The organism is Ruegeria sp. AM9 (assembly GCF_056540565.1).
The window spans coordinates 48,399-65,250 of the sequence record NZ_JBQFWY010000012.1; the positions used below are offsets into that span (position 1 = coordinate 48,399).

17 protein-coding genes are annotated in these 16,852 nt (G+C 58.8%); 11 read left to right on the forward strand and 6 right to left on the reverse strand.

The genetic code is table 11. The annotated features are described in order from the left end of the window. Positions 1 to 59 precede the first annotated feature (59 nt). The 9 genes from ACR0DO_RS16775 (at position 60) to fahA (ending at position 8,381) form a co-directional block, all read left to right on the forward strand. Positions 60 to 1,010 (forward strand): MBL fold metallo-hydrolase, encoded by a 951-nt coding sequence (locus ACR0DO_RS16775; RefSeq protein ID WP_170448231.1) that lies wholly within the window; start codon positions 60 to 62, stop codon positions 1,008 to 1,010. 68 nt (positions 1,011 to 1,078) lie between these two features. Then, a complete protein-coding gene (locus ACR0DO_RS16780; RefSeq protein WP_480560475.1) occupies positions 1,079 to 2,701 on the forward strand; it encodes an FAD-dependent oxidoreductase in 1,623 nt (540 codons plus the stop codon). 5 nt (positions 2,702 to 2,706) lie between these two features. After that, entirely contained in the window at positions 2,707 to 2,895 is a 189-nt protein-coding gene (locus tag ACR0DO_RS16785; protein ID WP_170448235.1) for a DUF2783 domain-containing protein, read from the forward strand. A 26-nt stretch (positions 2,896 to 2,921) separates the two neighbouring features. Next, a complete protein-coding gene (locus tag ACR0DO_RS16790) occupies positions 2,922 to 3,950 on the forward strand; it encodes a TRAP transporter substrate-binding protein (RefSeq protein ID WP_480560477.1) in 1,029 nt (342 codons plus the stop codon). 3 nt (positions 3,951 to 3,953) lie between these two features. Then, positions 3,954 to 4,502 (forward strand): TRAP transporter small permease, encoded by a 549-nt coding sequence (locus tag ACR0DO_RS16795; RefSeq protein ID WP_480560479.1) that lies wholly within the window; start codon positions 3,954 to 3,956, stop codon positions 4,500 to 4,502. Continuing rightward, complete coding sequence (locus ACR0DO_RS16800; protein WP_480560481.1) at positions 4,499 to 5,815, forward strand: TRAP transporter large permease; 1,317 nt, start codon at positions 4,499 to 4,501, stop codon at positions 5,813 to 5,815. Before ACR0DO_RS16795 ends, ACR0DO_RS16800 begins: the two co-directional genes overlap by 4 nt. 37 nt (positions 5,816 to 5,852) lie before the next feature. Further along, entirely contained in the window at positions 5,853 to 6,398 is a 546-nt protein-coding gene (locus ACR0DO_RS16805) for a VOC family protein (RefSeq protein ID WP_480560483.1), read from the forward strand. Between the two features lie 89 nt (positions 6,399 to 6,487). Continuing rightward, positions 6,488 to 7,120: a maleylacetoacetate isomerase gene (gene maiA, locus ACR0DO_RS16810; RefSeq protein ID WP_480560485.1), complete on the forward strand. Its 633-nt coding sequence runs from the start codon at positions 6,488 to 6,490 to the stop codon at positions 7,118 to 7,120. A 10-nt stretch (positions 7,121 to 7,130) separates the two neighbouring features. Beyond that, the gene (fahA, locus tag ACR0DO_RS16815; RefSeq protein WP_480560487.1) at positions 7,131 to 8,381 is read left to right on the forward strand and encodes a fumarylacetoacetase; all 1,251 of its coding nucleotides are present in this window, start codon (positions 7,131 to 7,133) and stop codon (positions 8,379 to 8,381) included. A 38-nt stretch (positions 8,382 to 8,419) separates the two neighbouring features. Here fahA and ACR0DO_RS16820 read toward each other — a convergent pair whose 3' ends face one another. Beyond that, entirely contained in the window at positions 8,420 to 8,812 is a 393-nt protein-coding gene (locus ACR0DO_RS16820; RefSeq protein ID WP_480560490.1) for a MarR family winged helix-turn-helix transcriptional regulator, read from the reverse strand. A gap of 221 nt (positions 8,813 to 9,033) precedes the next feature. On the opposite strand from ACR0DO_RS16820, the gene ACR0DO_RS16825 reads away from it, so the two are divergent. Further along, positions 9,034 to 9,666: a dioxygenase family protein gene (locus ACR0DO_RS16825; RefSeq protein ID WP_480560492.1), complete on the forward strand. Its 633-nt coding sequence runs from the start codon at positions 9,034 to 9,036 to the stop codon at positions 9,664 to 9,666. 83 nt (positions 9,667 to 9,749) lie between these two features. On the opposite strand, the gene ACR0DO_RS16830 is transcribed toward ACR0DO_RS16825, so the two are convergent. The 5 genes from ACR0DO_RS16830 to ACR0DO_RS16850 form a co-directional block, all read right to left on the reverse strand. After that, positions 9,750 to 10,739 (reverse strand): aldo/keto reductase, encoded by a 990-nt coding sequence (locus ACR0DO_RS16830; protein ID WP_480560494.1) that lies wholly within the window; start codon positions 10,737 to 10,739, stop codon positions 9,750 to 9,752. Positions 10,740 to 10,903: 164 nt separating this feature from the next. Then, complete coding sequence (locus ACR0DO_RS16835; protein WP_480560496.1) at positions 10,904 to 11,683, reverse strand: IclR family transcriptional regulator; 780 nt, start codon at positions 11,681 to 11,683, stop codon at positions 10,904 to 10,906. Between the two features lie 11 nt (positions 11,684 to 11,694). Beyond that, the gene (locus ACR0DO_RS16840; RefSeq protein WP_480560498.1) at positions 11,695 to 13,053 is read right to left on the reverse strand and encodes a TRAP transporter large permease; all 1,359 of its coding nucleotides are present in this window, start codon (positions 13,051 to 13,053) and stop codon (positions 11,695 to 11,697) included. Further along, complete coding sequence (locus ACR0DO_RS16845; RefSeq protein ID WP_480560500.1) at positions 13,053 to 13,718, reverse strand: TRAP transporter small permease; 666 nt, start codon at positions 13,716 to 13,718, stop codon at positions 13,053 to 13,055. The genes ACR0DO_RS16840 and ACR0DO_RS16845 overlap by 1 nt, the downstream gene beginning before the upstream one ends. A gap of 66 nt (positions 13,719 to 13,784) precedes the next feature. Beyond that, entirely contained in the window at positions 13,785 to 15,023 is a 1,239-nt protein-coding gene (locus ACR0DO_RS16850) for a TRAP transporter substrate-binding protein (protein WP_170674811.1), read from the reverse strand. 108 nt (positions 15,024 to 15,131) lie between these two features. On the opposite strand from ACR0DO_RS16850, the gene ACR0DO_RS16855 reads away from it, so the two are divergent. Then, positions 15,132 to 16,727 (forward strand): GMC family oxidoreductase, encoded by a 1,596-nt coding sequence (locus ACR0DO_RS16855; protein WP_480560502.1) that lies wholly within the window; start codon positions 15,132 to 15,134, stop codon positions 16,725 to 16,727. Positions 16,728 to 16,852 lie beyond the last annotated feature (125 nt).

Sequence of the window (16,852 nt, forward strand, 5' to 3'; positions counted from 1 at the left end):
GGCCGATTCCGTGAAAAACGAACCAAAATCCGGCTGCATCGCGTCTTTGGAGGATACACATGGCCAAGGCATTCGCGTCCCAGGGGGACATGTCGGAAAAGAAAATTTCGTTCACCGAGGTCGGCGAGGGCCTGTATGCCTTTACCGCAGAAGGCGATCCCAATTCGGGCGTGATCATCGGCGATGACAGCGTAATGATCGTCGAGGCGCAGGCCACACCGCGTCTGGCCAACAAGGTGATCGAATGCGTTCGGTCCGTCACCGACAAACCGATCACCCATGTGGCGCTGACCCACTACCACGCGGTCCGCGTGCTGGGCGCCAGTGCCTTCGGGGCACAACAGATCCTCATGTCCGACGCGGCACGTGCCATGGTTGTGGAACGCGGCAAAGAGGATTGGGACAGCGAATTCCAACGCTTCCCCCGTCTGTTCGAAGGGCATGAGAGCATTCCCGGCCTGACCTGGCCCACCACCACCTTCAGCGACACGATGACCGTTTACCTGGGCAACCGTCGGATCGATCTGATGCATCTGGGCCGCGCCCATACCGCGGGTGATATCGTCATCCACGTACCCGATCAGAACGTGATGTTCACCGGCGACATCGTGGAATACCACTCGGCCTGCTACTGCGGCGACGGGCATTTCAGCGATTGGGGCGATACGCTGGATGAAATCAAGTGGTTCGACGTCGATGCCATCGCACCAGGCCGCGGGGACGCCTTGATTGGCAAGGACATGGTCAACGCCGCCATCGAAAACACCCGTGACTTCGTCGAAAGCACCTACCGCCCTGCCGCAAAGGTCGCGGCGCGCGGAGGATCGCTGAAAGAGGCCTGGGATGCTGTTCGTGCCGAATGCGATCCAAAATTCGCCGATTACGCGATCTACGAACACTGCCTGCCTTTCAACGTCGCCCGCGCCTATGACGAGGCTCGCGGTATCGATACCCCCCGCATCTGGACCGCACAGCGTGATCTGGAGATGTGGGAGGCCCTGCAAGGCTAAGGTAAACCACCCGGCCGATTGGCCGGGTTTCCTGAAAACGAAACGCGCGCAGCCAGAGGACAAAACCGATGTTCGATGACAGATACACGCTTGCCTACAAGCGTTATCCCTACAAGAAATCGACCGACCAGGACGCCGCGGCTCCAGTCCGCCACCCCGTCGTTGTCATGGGCGGAGGGCCGATTGGCGTGGCAACCGCGCTTGATCTTGGGCGTCAGGGTATTCCCACACTGGTGCTGGACGACCACGAAGGCGTCGGCATGGGGTCCCGCGCGATCTGTTTCGCCAAACGCTGCCTTGAGGTTGCGGGCCGCTATGGCTGCGGCAAACCGATGGTCGACAAAGGGGTGGTCTGGAACCTCGGCAAGGTCTTCCACAAGGACGACCAGGTTTTCGAGTTCAACCTGCTACCCGAAGAAGGCCATGAATACCCCGCCTTCATCAACATGCAGCAGCCCTATTACGAAAGCTACCAGCTCGACCGGTTTGAAGAGCTGCAGGCGCAGGGCGCACCGATTGAGATCCGCGGCAAGAACCGCGTGGATGCGGTTGAAGTGCATGACGATCACGTCACCCTGTCGATCATGACCCCGGACGGCCCCTACACGCTTGAGGCGGACTGGCTGATCGGGTGCGACGGTGCCTCTTCACCGCTGCGCACGATGCTGGACCTGGATTTCACCGGCAAAGTGTTTCAGGACAGCTTCCTGATTGCCGACATCAAGATGAAGAACGATAGCTTCCCGACCGAGCGCTGGTTCTGGTTCGAACCGACCCACGGGTCAGGCGCGTCCACCCTGCTGCACAAGCAGCCCGACGACGTCTGGCGCGTGGATTTCCAGATCGGCTGGGATGTCGACCGCAAAGAAGAGATGAAAGAGGAAAACATCCGCCGCCGTCTCGACGCGTTCCTGGGCGACGGTGTCGAATACGATATGGTCTGGTCCTCGATCTATACGTTTCAGTGCAAGCGCATGGACAGCTTCCGCCACGGTCGCGTGTTCTTTGCCGGGGACGCGGCGCATCAGGTGTCGCCCTTTGGCGCGCGCGGTGCAAACTCGGGCATGCAGGATGTCGACAACCTCGGCTGGAAACTGGGCATGGTCATGCGCGGTGAAGCTCCTGAAAGCTTGCTGGATACATATGACATCGAGCGCATCCACGGTGCGGATGAGAACATTCTGAACTCGACCCGTTCGACCGATTTCATCACCCCGAAATCCGAGACCAGCCGCCTTCTGCGCGACGCCGTGCTGTCGCTGTCCGATAAGTACGAATTTGCGCGCCCGATGGTGAATTCGGGCCGCCTGTCGGTGCCCTGCACCTATGACGGCTCGCCGCTCAACTCGGCGGATGCTCTGGACGGCCCTGCGCGGTCACGCCCCGGATCGGTTTGCCCGGACGCACCGCTGGGGGACGATTTCCTGTTGTCCAAACTGGGTGACACATTCATCCTTTTGACCATCGACGCTGATGCCCCCGACATGATCGAGGAAGACGGTGTGCAGGTCACCCGCCTGGCCCTTTCGGTCAAGGACGACAAAACCGGCGCCCTGAAAAAGCGGTATCTCGGCGACGCCGAAAGCGCGGTCTACCTGATCCGCCCGGATCAGCATGTGGCCGCCCGCCGCCCCGGCTTTGACGAAAATGCGATCCGCGCTGCAATCCGACGCGCGGTCGGCAAGGAGTAAGCCCCATGACTGACCTGATCCTGACCCCAAACATTGATGGCGTCGATGACTTCTATGCCGAGCTTCTGGCCGCCCATGACGGTCTGGAAAAAGACCAGAGCGACGCATTAAGCGCCCGCCTGATCCTGATCCTGGCCAATCACATCGGCGAGCGCTCGGTTCTGAGCGCTGCAATCAAAGCCGCCGAAATCTGACACTTCATAGGGAGGAGACTATGAAAATGACCCTGAAAACCCGCGCTCTCGCCTGCGTTGGCGCAACAACCATCGCCCTGTCGCTTGCAACAAGCGCAATGGCCGAAACCACCCTGGCCCTGTCCAGCTGGCTGCCGCCGCGCCATCCGATCGTATCGGGCGCGATCAAACCCTGGGCCAAACAGGTTGAAGAGGTCACGGAAGGGCGCGTAACCGTCCGTGTTCTGGCCAAACCGCTGGGCCCGCCGCCCGCGCATTACGATATGGCCGCAGACGGTATTGCCGACATCACCTATGGCCTGCATTCCTTTACCACGGATGACCGTTTCACACGGTCGCGGATCGGCCAGTTCTCTTTCATCGGCGATGACGCCGTTGCGGGTTCCAAGGCGTTCTGGAACGTTTACGCCGGCCCGCTGGAAGCACAGAAAGAGCATGAAGGCACCAAGCTTCTGGGTCTGTTCGTGCACGGCCCCGGTATGCTGCACAACAACGTCCGCAAGATCGAAACAACCGATGATTTTGCCGGCCTGAAGATCCGTGTTCCCGGCGGCTATATCTCAGATCTGATGTCGGGCATGGGCTCCACGACGCTCTTCATGTCTTCTGGTGAAGTCTACGAAAAGCTGTCGCGTGGTGTGATTGACGGGGTGACCTTCCCCTATGACGCCCTTGCTGCCTTCAAGCTGACCGAAGACGTCAAATACACCATGACTGTGCCCGGCGGCCTTTATAACACCACCTGGTTCATGGTCATGAACGAGGACAAGTGGAACGAAATCTCCGCCGAGGATCAGGCCGCGATCGAAGCGATCTCGGGCGAGGCTTTTGCCGCGCTGGTGGGCGAAGCCTGGGTCGGTGCCGATGAAAAAGGCAGCGCAGCCGCTGAAAAGGCGGGGATCGAAGTCTATGACGCCCCGGCCGCCGTGGTTGATGCGATCAAATCTCAGGCCGCAGATGCCGAAACAGCGTGGTCCGAGGCGATCTCGGCTGACGGCTATGACGGTACGGCAGCCCTGCAAGAACTGCGCAAGCAGGCTGGCGTGGACTTCTGATCCATGGAGCGGCTTCGCCATCGTTTCCCAGACCAGCCCCCGGAAGAGGGGCTGGATATCGGGCTGCTGCTTGACAGGACGCTTGGTGCCGGTGCCGCTCTGATCCTGTTCTGCCTCATTCTCATCACCTGTGTGGATGTGATCGGGCGTTACTTCCTGAATGCGCCGCTGGCAGGCGCGTTCGAACTGACAGAAATTCTGCTGGCTGCTCTGGTTTTTCTGGCTTTGCCACTGACCACAGAGCGCCGCGAACATATCGAAGTCGACTTGCTGAACATGGTTCTCGGCAAGCATACCCAGCGTCTGCTGTCGGCCTTTGCCGGGCTGTTTTCCGCGGCCCTGCTGGCCACCTTCGCCTGGCGGCTGTTTACCCATGCGGCCAAGTCCGCCCATGACGGTGCAGTCAGCAACGCGCTTGAGATCCCGCTGGCCCCCTTCGGCTATCTGGCCGGTGTGTCCTGTATGGTCTCGGCCTTCATCGCCTTTCTACGCGGGTTGCAGCCGCCGAAACAGCGTGACACCGATCAAACCCCTCCGGAGGCTCTGCCATGATTGAATCGCTCATCGGTTTTGCCGTCCTGCTGGGGCTGATCCTAGTGCGGGTGCCGATTGCATTTGCCATGGCAGCAGTTGGCGGGTTCGGCTTTGCCTATATGCGTGGCTGGGAACCGGCCTGGGCGATGACCGGCCAAGTGGCGTTCGACACTGCGCTGTCCTACAGCCTGTCGGTCATTCCGCTGTTTATCTTCATGGGCAACGTGCTGGCCGGATCCGGCGTGGCCCATGGCCTGTTTGCCGGCGCTGACCGGCTGTTCGGCAAGCTGCGCGGCGGCCTTGCCATGGCGTCGGTCTTTTCATGCGGTGGCTTCTCTGCCGTATGCGGGTCCTCGCTGGCGACGGCGGCGACCATGTCCAAGGTGGCGATGCCCTCGATGCGCAAGTTCGGTTATGATGACAGACTGGCCACCGGGTCGATCGCAGCGGGTGGTACGCTGGGCATCCTGATCCCGCCTTCGGTGATCCTGATCATCTATGGTCTGCTGACCGAAACCAACATCGCCAAACTGTTCATCGCCGGGATCATCCCGGGCATAGTCGGCGTGGTGCTGTATCTTGGCGCGGTGATGGTCGCGGTCCGCGTGAACCCGGCGTTGGCGCCCGAGGAAGAGAACACCGAACCGATGAGCCGCACCGATCTGGTTGGCGTCTTCTGCGTGCTGGGCCTGTTCCTTTTCATCATGACCGGGATTTATGGCGGGTTCTTCACGCCGACCGAAGCAGCGGGCATGGGCGCAGGCGCATCGGTGCTGATCGCTGTGGCCTTGCGGTCGATGACCTGGAGCGGGTTCTTCGCCGCCACGATGGATTCCATCCGCGCCACGGCGATGATCTTTGCCGTCATCATCGGGGCCGAGCTGTTCACCAATTTCATCAACTTCGCCGGATTGCCCGACGCGCTGTCCAGCTTTGTGATCAACAACGAAATGCCGGTCTGGGCCGTGATCGTGTTCATCATTCTGGTCTACATGGTGCTTGGCTGCGTGCTGGAAAGCCTGTCGATGATCCTGCTGACGGTGCCGGTCTTCTATCCGCTGATGTTCGAGCTGGAGTTTGCCAACGAACTGCTGCTCGATCCCGAAAACGCACTGATCTGGTTCGCCATCGTCGTCGTGGTCGCAACCGAGATCAGCCTGATCACACCGCCGGTCGGCATGAATGTCTTTGTGCTCAAAGGCGTGCTTCAGGACGTGTCGCTGGCGACCATCTTCAAGGGCGTACTGCCCTTCTGGATCGCTGACATCCTGCGGCTGGCCCTGCTTATCCTCATCCCCTCACTGTCTCTGTGGCTTGTGGGACTGATGTGAACCGCGCTGACTTAACCCCTTCGGAAAGGAGGACACGATGAAAATCGAGAAAATTCACCACGTCGCCTATCGCTGTAAAGACGCCAAGGAAACCGTCGAGTGGTACGGCAAGATGCTGAACATGGATTTCATTCTGGCCATTGCCGAGGACCACGTGCCCTCGACCCACGAGCCGGACCCCTACATGCATCTGTTCCTGGATGCCGGTGACGGCAATGTTCTGGCGTTTTTCGAACTGCCCACAAAACCCGAGATGGGCCGCGACCCGAATACGCCGATCTGGGTGCAGCACATTGCGTTCAAGGTCAAAGATCGCACGACCCTGATCGAGTTCAAAGAGCATCTCGAGGCCAACGGCGTCGAGGTCCTTGGGGTTACCGACCATTCGATCTTCCACTCGATCTATTTCTTCGATCCCTCCGGCCACCGGATCGAACTGGCCTGCCCCGATCCAGAGGAAGAGGCGATGCTGGCGCGAATGGACGAAGTGAAATGGCTGATGCTTGAGGATTGGTCGAAAACCAAGAAAGCTCCGAAACACGCCGACTGGCTGCACGCCAAAGAGCTTAACAAAACCACCTGATGCACTGCCCCGCGCCGGGTGTCCGATCTGGCGCGGGACATGATTGCCGACGGATATTGGCAGTACATAAGGAACGACTGGGTGAGGTCATGAAACTCTACTCCTATTGGCGCTCGACGACCTCATACCGGGTCCGAATTGCGCTGAACCTCAAAGGTCTCAGCTATGAAACCTGCCCGGTCAATCTGGTCGCCGGAGAGCAATGCGCCCCCGACTACGCCGCCCTCAATCCCGGCAAGGGTGTTCCGACCCTTGTTCTTGAGGACGGCAGCGTTCTGACCCAGTCGCTTGCGATCATTGAATATCTGGACACCACGGTGCTAGAGCCGCCGCTATTGCCCGCTGAACCGCTGCAGCGTGCCCGCGTTCAGGCCGCCGCGCAGACCATTGCGATGGACATACACCCGGTCAACAACCTCAAGGTTCTGACCCACCTCAAGACCCAAATGGGGCTTACGGCCGACGGCCAGCTTGACTGGTTCCGCCATTGGATGACCGAAGGCTTTGCCGCCTATCAGTCCTTGCTACCAAAGGGCACGGCGTTCAGCTTCGGGGACAGCCCCGACCTTGCCGATATCTGCCTTGTTGCCCAGCTTTACAACGCCCATCGCTGGGGCGTTGACATGTCTCCCTACCCCCGCCTTCTCGAAATCGAGGAGCGCGCCCTTTCCATAGCGGCGTTCAACGACGCGCGCCCCGAAAACCAGCCCGACGCGGCTTAAAGGTGTAACGATGACAAACCTCCTGCCCTCCTGGGTCGAAAGCGCGAACTCTGCCACAACCGACTTTCCGCTCAACAACCTGCCCTACGGCGTATTCAGAACCGAAACGGACGCGCTGCACTGTGGCGTGGCTATTGGGGACATGGTCCTCGACCTCACGCGGATGGAGGCGGACGGTAAACTCGATCTGCCCGAGGCGTCCGTGTTTGCAAGCGAATCTTGGAATGGCTTCATGGCGCTAGGCGCCAAGGTCTGGGATGAATTCCGTGCCATGCTAATCGAAGCATTGTCTGCGGGTTCGGCCCGTCAGGGCGAACTGACCGCCTACCTTGTGCCGATGGCCTCGGTCACGATGGCAATGCCGTTCGACGTCGCCGAATACACGGATTTCTACGCCGGCCGCAATCACGCGTTCAATGTCGGCACCATGTTTCGCGGCCCGGAAAACGCCCTGCCCCCGAACTGGCTGCATATCCCCATCGGCTATAACGGCCGGGCATCCTCGGTCGTGGTCAGCGGCACCGATATACGCCGCCCGTGGGGGCAACTGAAAAGCCCCGATATGGAGGCGCCGATCTTTGCCCCTTCCCGGCGATTTGATCTGGAACTGGAAATGGGCGCGATCGTTGGGCAACCTTCGAACGGTCCAGTTTCGGTTCAACAGGCCGACGACATGATTTTTGGCTATGTCTTGCTAAACGACTGGTCTGCACGCGATATTCAGGCGTGGGAGTACCAGCCGCTTGGCCCGTTTCAGGCCAAGGCCACCGCAACCACGATCAGCCCGTGGATCGTGACCAAAGCAGCGCTGGAGCCCTTCCGCACCTCAACGCCCGAGCGTGAAAAGGAATTGCTGCCCTATCTGCAAGAGCCCGGCCCGATGCTGTATGACATCGCGCTTGAGGTCGGCCTGCAACCCGACGGTGCGGCAGAAACGGTCATCGCACGCACCAACTACGACGAGATGTATTATTCCACGGCCCAGCAACTGGCCCATCACACGACCAGCGGCTGCCCGATGCGCGTGGGTGATCTGCTTGGGTCGGGTACGATTTCCGGCCCGGAAAAGGAAAACCGCGGCAGCCTGCTGGAACTCAGTTGGGGCGGCAAAGAGCCCCTGACCCTGGACAGTGGAGACGAGCGCAGCTTCCTGGAAGACGGCGATACCCTGACCTTGCGCGGTGCGGCGCAGGGCGACGGTTATCGGATCGGATTTGGTCCCTGCACCGGCACACTGCTTGCGGCCATCGACCAGCAGTGACAGAAACGGGCAGAGGCCCTTTCGGCCTCTGTCCTTTTTTAGTCGGTTTTGGCCACTTTCATCAGCGCCGATATACCCCGCTCCAACGCTTCGCGATCCTCGGGGGTCAGTGCGTCAAGCATACGGTTGGCCTGTTCCCGTACCTTTGGCTCCAGATGCTGAAACTGGCGAAACCCTTCGGAGGTACAGCGATAAACCCGGATTCTGCGGTCCTCGTCCGAGGTCTCGCGAAGGATCAGCCCCTTTTCGTCAAGGCGCTTGGCCGCCCGGCTGACCTGCACTTTGTCCAGAGTCGTGCGCCGCGCAAGGTCCAGAGACGTCATGCTTTCCGCGTTTGCCAGCAGAAACAGCAATCGCCATTCCTCTCGCGAGAGACCCAGTTCACGCTCATAGACGTCTGTCAGGTTTCTGGAGAACGCTTCAGACGCCACAGCCAATCGGTATGGAAAAAATTCATCGAGTTGCATACTTTGCACAGAATAAATCAATATCGTTTCATCTGCAACGATATGTTTGTCTACAACCCGTACCCTCATCGCGAATTTGGTAATGTTTGCTGATAACGGCTTTGCAGGGGCTTTCGTGCTATATTGTTGGTATCGGTGTCAGCCGCACCCGGCTCGCACCTTTGAACGTGTCAAAAGGAGCGCTCATGAGACAGCCTATCGGTACACGTAGGAAAATGCTGACCGGGCTGCTGGCTCTGGGCGGGAGTGTCGCGCTGGTCAAATCCTCCGAAGCGGCGGCGCAGACCCCGCGGGCCAGCGAAGGTCCGTTTTACCCCGAAGCGGACATGCGGTTTCCTGATGTCGACAATGACCTCGTGAAAATCTCGGGGCTGGTGCGTGAAGCCGGAGGCGAAATCTTTACGCTCAAAGGACGGATTATTGATGCCGCCAGCAATCCGTTGGCTGGGTACAGGATCGAAATCTGGCAATGTGACATGAACGGAAAATACCTGCATACCGGGGATAACCGGGCTGTAGAATATGACCAGGGGTTTCAAGGATTTGGCCACGATGTCACGAATACTGAGGGGTTCTATTCCTTCCGCACGATCAAACCGGGGAAATATCCCGGCCGCACGCCGCATATCCATGTGAAAGTGTTTGATGAAACCGGGCGCGAAAGGCTGACCACGCAGTTTTACGAGGCCGGAAATTCCGAAAACAGTCGCGACGGCCTGTTTCGGCGCTTGTCGGCCACTCAGGCCGAAAGCGTATCCATGATCTATGAAACCGGACCGAAGGGGCTTGAAGCCACCGTCAATGTTACCCTTGCGTAGTCAGGTGCAATTGACGGTTTTTGCAAATCCCACGTTCCAACGGGTTTAATCGCGCTGTGCAAAAGCCCCCCCCTTTTGCGCCTTCAGCAGTAGCGTTCAGGCCCGGCCCACTGAGCATAGGAATACCGGTCACCATGCGCCCATCCCACCGGAAGGATCGTGTCGATCTTGTCCAGCACGTCTTGCGACAAAACCAGTTCCCCGCCCTTTGCCAATTCGCGCAGGTGTTCCGTCTTGCGGGTGCCCGGGATGGCCAGAACATGCTCGGCGCGCTGCAATACCCAAGCTATGGCCAACGTTGCAGCGGGCACGCCCAAGTCGGAGGCAAGCGTACGGAACGCTTCGGTCTGCGCGACATTGACGCTCAGGTTGGGTTCGTTGAACCGCGGCGTGGCCTTCAGAAACGGCATCTCAGCCACGCGGTCGATCGTATGTGGCCGATCAGTCAGCAATGACCGGCCCACCGGTGAAAACGCCACCAGCGCGGCCCCGATGTCTTTGCATGTCTGGATCAATCCCAGATCCGGTGCCCTCGTTGACAGGGAATATTCCGATTGCACCGCCGACACAGGGTGCACGGCATGTGCACGTCGCACAGAGGATGGTGCCACCTCGGACCAGCCCACGGCCTTGACCTTACCCTCTTTGACAAAACCGGCCATGGTCTCAGCCACGTCCTCAATTTCAAAGCGCGTGTCGCGGCGGTGGACATAATAGAGATCGATTGCCTCGACGCCCAGTCGGGTCAGACTGCCCTCAAGTGCTTCACGCAAGTGCGCAGGATCGTTGTTGAAGAGCTGATCGGGGTTTCTGGTGATGCCGCCCTTGGTGGCGATGGTGAACGGGCTTTCGCCACCGCGCTGTTTCAACCAATCGCCGATCACAGATTCCGACCGGCCCATACCATAGACATTGGAGGTGTCGATATGGGTGATACCCAATTCCAAACATGCATCCAGAATCGCCGCCGAGCCCTTATCCGTTGCAGGACCGTAGAAATCACTGAATGACATGCCCCCACACCCTACAGCACTGACGCTGGGGCCACTTCGTCCAAGTTTGCGCATTTGCATCTGGTCATTCCTGTGATTGGGAAAGCTGACGTAAAAGGCTTTGCATGCAAGTCGGCTTTCACGCAAGGGACGTGCAGAAATACTCTTCGATAGGCCGCCGAATTGTCTTTGGCCTTTCGTATTTTAGAAGCCCTGTCGAAAAACTACACCAGCGGTTCGGAATGTCACTCGGCCAACACGGCCGAAAGCTCATCCGCCCCTTTTTGCAGTATCTCCAGAAACGACATCAGGCTGCTGACATCATGACGTTGCGTTGGGGCGTGAACCGAAAGCGTGCCAACCAACCTGCCCTGCCCATCTCGAACGGGCACAGCAAGGGCCGTCATTCCGGCCATGAATTCCTCGTCATCCGTAGAAAAATCATTCTCCGTGACGCGCCTAATTTCCGCTCGCAGCGTCTTGGGATCAGTCAGGGAACGTTCGGTATGCGGTCGCAGGTTTCCTGCGGAAAGGAACCCGTCCAGCGTTTTCTTCCGCAGTGTGGACAGGTACATCTTGCCACTGGCGGTGCAATGAAACGGCACCTGAGTACCGATCGGCAGCTGAATTCGCAGCGGCCACTTTGTTTCCACCCGGTCAAGGTAGATCATTCCCTCCCTGTCCGGTATGGCGAGATTGCAGGTTTCACCAACTTCTTCGGCTACGCTACGCAAGATTGCCAAACGCGCCGTGCGCAGATGCTCGGACGACATTGTATTGACCGAAAGCCGCCGCAGCCGGTGCCCCGGACCATACGAGCGCCCGTCCAGATCGCGCTGCAGGAAGCCTTCGGCTTCTGCGGTTTGCAGCAGGCGATGGACGGTCGGCTTGGCCAGACCCAACGTCTCAATCAGGTCCGATGGTTTGACGGCGACCCCGCGCCGCGCCACCTCCTCAAGGATGAGAAGAAGGCGCAAGTTGGTTGGGATCTGAGTTTCTTTGTCTTGTGTTTCCGCCTCGGCCATCCTGCAACAGTCTAGTTATTTGGCAACAGGATCAAGGCCAGATCGGGCACAAGCGACACCAAAATCCACACCGACAGCAACGCCACCAGATAGGGTACCGTATACCGCAGCAGCCGGAAATAAGGCACGCCGGTCACACCCGAAGCCACATAAAGGTTCAGACCGTAAGGTGGCGTGATGAACCCAATGGACGCCCCCACAAGAAAGATCACCGAGAAATGGATCGGGTCAATTCCGACCGAAGCCGCAATCGGCGCCAGGATCGGGGCCAGGATGATGGTTACAGGCAGGCTTTCCAGAACCATGCCCGAGAAGAAAACGATCACCATCGATGTGAACAGAACCGCATGGTATCCTCCCATCGAGGTCACGAAATCCCCAATGGTCTGTTGCGCACCTAGCAAGGAAAGGATCTGCTGCATGACCACCGAAATCGCAATCAGCGGTGCAAGGATGCCGGTGATCTGAGCCGAGCGGATCACGATTGAGGGGATCTCGGGAATCGTGAAACCTTCGACCACGAACATTTCGGCAAAGCTCTTTTCGGTAGGCGGAATGTCGTTCCGAGCCCCCATCAGGCGGTTGATCGGATAGCTGATCAACCCGGCAATCACGCAGAAACCCACGGTCACACCCGCCGCTTCGGTTGGAGAGAATTTGCCCGTATAAATACCCCATAGAACCAACCCGATGGCGAAAAAGCCAAGCCACGCCCCGAACGCGGTTTTCAATACGCGGTTCAGTTGCAACGGGATCAGATGACCCCAGCCATTCATACGGCAGATGATCCAACAGGCGAACTGCATCCCCATGACCATCAATGCACCGGGCAGAATACCGGCCACGAACAGCTCGGAAATCGGCAGGTTCATCAGGAAACCGTAGACGATGAAGATAATCGACGGAGGAATGATGATCCCAACCGTGCCGCCAGCCGCCGCGGTGGCCGCGCTGAACCGTTCGTCATAGCCACCATTGACCATCTCTGGATGCAGCATTGACCCGATTGTTGCCGTTGTCGCCGAATTGGACCCCGAGATCGCCGCGAACAATCCGCACGCGCCAAGGGATGCCATCGCCAGCCCGCCGCGTATCCAGCCCAGACAGGCATATGCAAAATCGCTAAGACGCCTTGCGATGCCCGACTTGTTGATCAGGTCGCCGGTCAGGATGAACAATGGCATCGCCAGCAGGGCGAACCCTTTGTTGAACACGTTCAGCAGCTCTGCGCCCATATTGTCCAGCGTCAGGCCCAGCACGAACGAACAGCCGATGACCCAATAGCCAATCACCAGCAGGACCGGCACGCCCAGCATGAACAGAAAAGTGACCCCAACCGAGATCAACGTGACCATGGTGCCATCTGCCATCAGTCTGCTCCGATCACGGCCTGCTGGATCAGCGGCTCACCCGTTTTCCAATTGTGCAGATCATCCGCAAGATTCTGAAACACGCGCCCGACCATCAGAAAGAAGGACAGCGGCGCGGCCAAAAGGAACCACCATTGCATGATGTTGTCGGTACCCAGAACGATCTGAAAATTCGACGCCGACAACGCCACCAGCCGGGTCGTGGTCACGATGACGATCACCGCAAAGATGAACCACAGTACCGCGTCGAGGATCAGGCAGGCCAGTTGACCGCCGCGCGGCATGCCCGTGCGAAACTCGCTGAAGCTGAGATGCGTGCGCAGGCGGACATTGTAAGATGCGCCGAACCACGCCATGACCATGAACAGCAATGGCGGGATTGTGGTTGACCACGGCTCCTGATCGTTGAACACGAAACGGTCGATCACGCCCCAAAAGATAATCAGAGCAATCGCTAGGTAGGAATACACCATCACTGACCGTTCCAGATGGCGTTCGACAAAGGGAACTGACCGATAGATCAGCATGATCACGAACCCGCCAATCGCTGAGACCACCGCCCCCAAGACCCAAGTCGCGTCGGACTCCAATGCGGATTGAATCTCGAACGAATCCTGACTGAGAAAGGCGCTGAAAATCGTGCCTATATCTGCCCAAAACGTCATCTACCCCGTCCTCCCAGTCGGTGTGTTCCGGAACCGGCCTGTTTGGGGCCGGTTCACCAAAGCTTATCAGGCCTCGCCCATCCACCAACGGCGCGGCTCGACGTTTTCCGGCAAGGTGTCTGCCGGGATCTCGCGCGCAATATCGTAGATTTCCTGATAGGTATCGATTCCGCCTGCCCATTTGTTCAGACGCTCGCGCCACTGCTCCCACGGTTCAGGGTTGTAGTTCGGGGCGCACATCTCTTCGGCCAGCTTGATCTGATCGTCGGCCAGGAAGGCGGGACGCACGTCGTTTTCAGCAAAGATCGTGTTGGGCAGTTGCGGGTCCGAGAAGCCCACGGTGTTCAGCAGCGCTGCTTCATTCGCGCCCTGAATCAAAGCCTGTGTGAAATACGAGGATTCCATCACCGCATTCTGCAATTCTCCGCTGAGGCTGTCGAACACCTTGGCCGACATAGACGTATGCTCGGTCCCGCAGAAGAATTTCAGGTTGACCGACTGCGACACCACGGGCGCCATGTTGGCATAGGCCACGGCCGAGGCCCAGGTTTCGGCCCCGTCGATCAGACCGGTTTTCAGGGCGTCCAGCGTTTCCTCCCACGCCACCGGTACCGGGTTCAGGTTCAGCAGCTGCATCGCGATCCGTCCCAGCTGCGTACCCGTCACGCGGTTCTTGGTGCCGAACAACTCTTCCAGCTTGGTAACGGTCGGTTTGTCGGCAAATGTCGATCCCATTTGCAGGCCGCGCAGTTCGCAATGCGTGAACAGGAACTTCAACCCGTGCCGTTTTTCCAAAGGATCACGCAGGATGCGCTGGCTCGCAGGGCTGTAGAAGAAATGATACTGCGCCGCGCGGCTGGGGAACATATAAGCATAGTCCAGAACGTTCAGATAAGGCGCACCACCGGCCGAGTTCTGAGTCGAGGCCGCATAGATGTCGACAATCCCCTGCTGGGTCTTCTCGACACAGCTCAGCTGCCCGCAAATCTGATTGTCGCCGATGAATTCAATCCGAATCTCGCCATCGGTGCGTTCTTCCAGATCACGCGCGAACTCGATCGCACCGGCGCGTTCGATCAGCAGGTTACGGGTGTTGAAACCCGAAGCGCCGAATTTCAGCGTGTGTTTCGGCTCTTTCGAAAAGCGCTTTTCATAGGTTGATTCGGCGGCCTGTGCCAGATTCGCCAGACTCATCGCACCCCCGAACCCACCTGCAGCCAGCAGCGTCGAGCTCATGCCGTAGCGCCCCGCAACACGGAAGAAATCCCGCCGCGAAATACCACTTAGTTTCCGACCGATCTCCATTGCTTACCTCCCTGATTGCAATTATTGAGACGTTTTGTATCAAAAAATGCTAGTATAATTCTTGCATCTTGCATAGAGTTTTTTCGGCGGCGTGAGGAGGAGGCAGTCATGGAAGTGGATTATGCGGTTGTTGGCGCGGGGTCTTCGGGCTGTGTCATTGCCAACCGGCTGAGCACCGACCCCACCACAACCGTTGCTCTGCTCGAGGCTGGTGGCCGCGATACCAACCCGTGGATTCACATCCCCGTTGGCTACTTCAAAACCATGCATAACCCCTCGGTCGACTGGTGCTATCGCACCGAACCTGATCCGGGGCTGAACGGGCGCTCGATCGACTGGCCGCGCGGTAAGGTGCTGGGCGGGTCATCGTCACTGAACGGATTGCTTTATGTTCGTGGGCAGAAAGAGGACTACGACCGCTGGCGCCAGATGGGCAATGAAGGCTGGGGATGGGACGATGTGCTGCCCCTGTTCAAACGCTGCGAGGATCAGGAGCGGGGTGAGGATGAATTTCACGGCGTCGGCGGGCCTTTGTCCGTATCGAACATGCGCATCCAGCGCCCCATCTGCGACGCGTGGGTGGCCGCAGCGCAGGCGGCCGGTTACCCGTTCAACCCCGATTACAACGGCGCGGAACAAGAGGGCGTGGGGTATTTCCAACTGACCACCCGCAATGGCCGCCGGTGCAGCGCCGCCGTGGCCTATCTGAAGCCCATCCAGAGCCGCCAAAACCTGAACATCATCACCAACGCACTGGTGACACGCCTGGTTCTGGAGGGAAAAAAGGCAACCGGTCTGGTGTACCGGGACCGCTCTGGTGTCGAACAAACCCTGACGGTCCGCCGCGAAATCATCCTGTCCGGCGGGGCGATAAACTCGCCGCAGATTCTGATGCTTTCGGGGATCGGAGACCCGGACCACCTGAAGGAAAACGCCATCGACCCGCTGCACGCCCTGCCCGGCGTCGGCAAGGGTCTGCAGGATCATTTGCAGGCGCGGCTGGTGTTCAAATGCAATGAACCGACACTGAATGATGAAGTCCGAAGCCTGTTCAATCAGGCACGCATCGCCCTGAAATACGCGCTGTTTCGTGCAGGTCCGATGACGATGGCCGCCAGCCTTGCCACGGGCTTCATGAAAACCCGCCCGGATGTAGAGACGCCCGACATTCAGTTCCACGTCCAACCCTGGTCCGCCGACAGCCCCGGCGAGGGCGTGCACCCGTTTTCAGCCTTTACAATGTCGGTCTGCCAACTGCGCCCGGAAAGTCGGGGGGAACTGCGTTTGAACGGCCCGGATCCATCCAAACACGTCAAAATAATCCCGAACTATCTGTCCACTGAAACGGATTGCCGAACCATCGTCGACGGCGTGAATATTGCGCGCAGAATTGCCAAACAGAATCCTCTGGCCTCGAAGATTTCAGAGGAGTTCCGGCCCTCGGCTGACCTGAGCGTCGACGACTACGAAGGCACGCTGGATTGGGCCAGATCGAACACCGCCTCAATCTACCACCCCACCGGCACCTGCGCGATGGGTCACTCAGAGGCATCCGTTGTCGACGCGAAACTCAAGGTCCACGGAATAGGCAACCTGCGGGTAGCCGATTGCTCGATCATGCCGGAAATCGTCAGCGGCAACACCAATGCACCAGCGATCATGATCGGAGAAAGGGCCAGCGACCTGATAATGGCGGAGGCCTGACACACAAGCTGTCGTACCCGAACGACATGAAAATCACCCCGTTCTCAAGGGACAGCAGCCCTTGCAACCCCGCCTTAGCCGTCCCATTCGGTGATGCGACCTGTTTCCCAAGGTCGGTGGGTCAT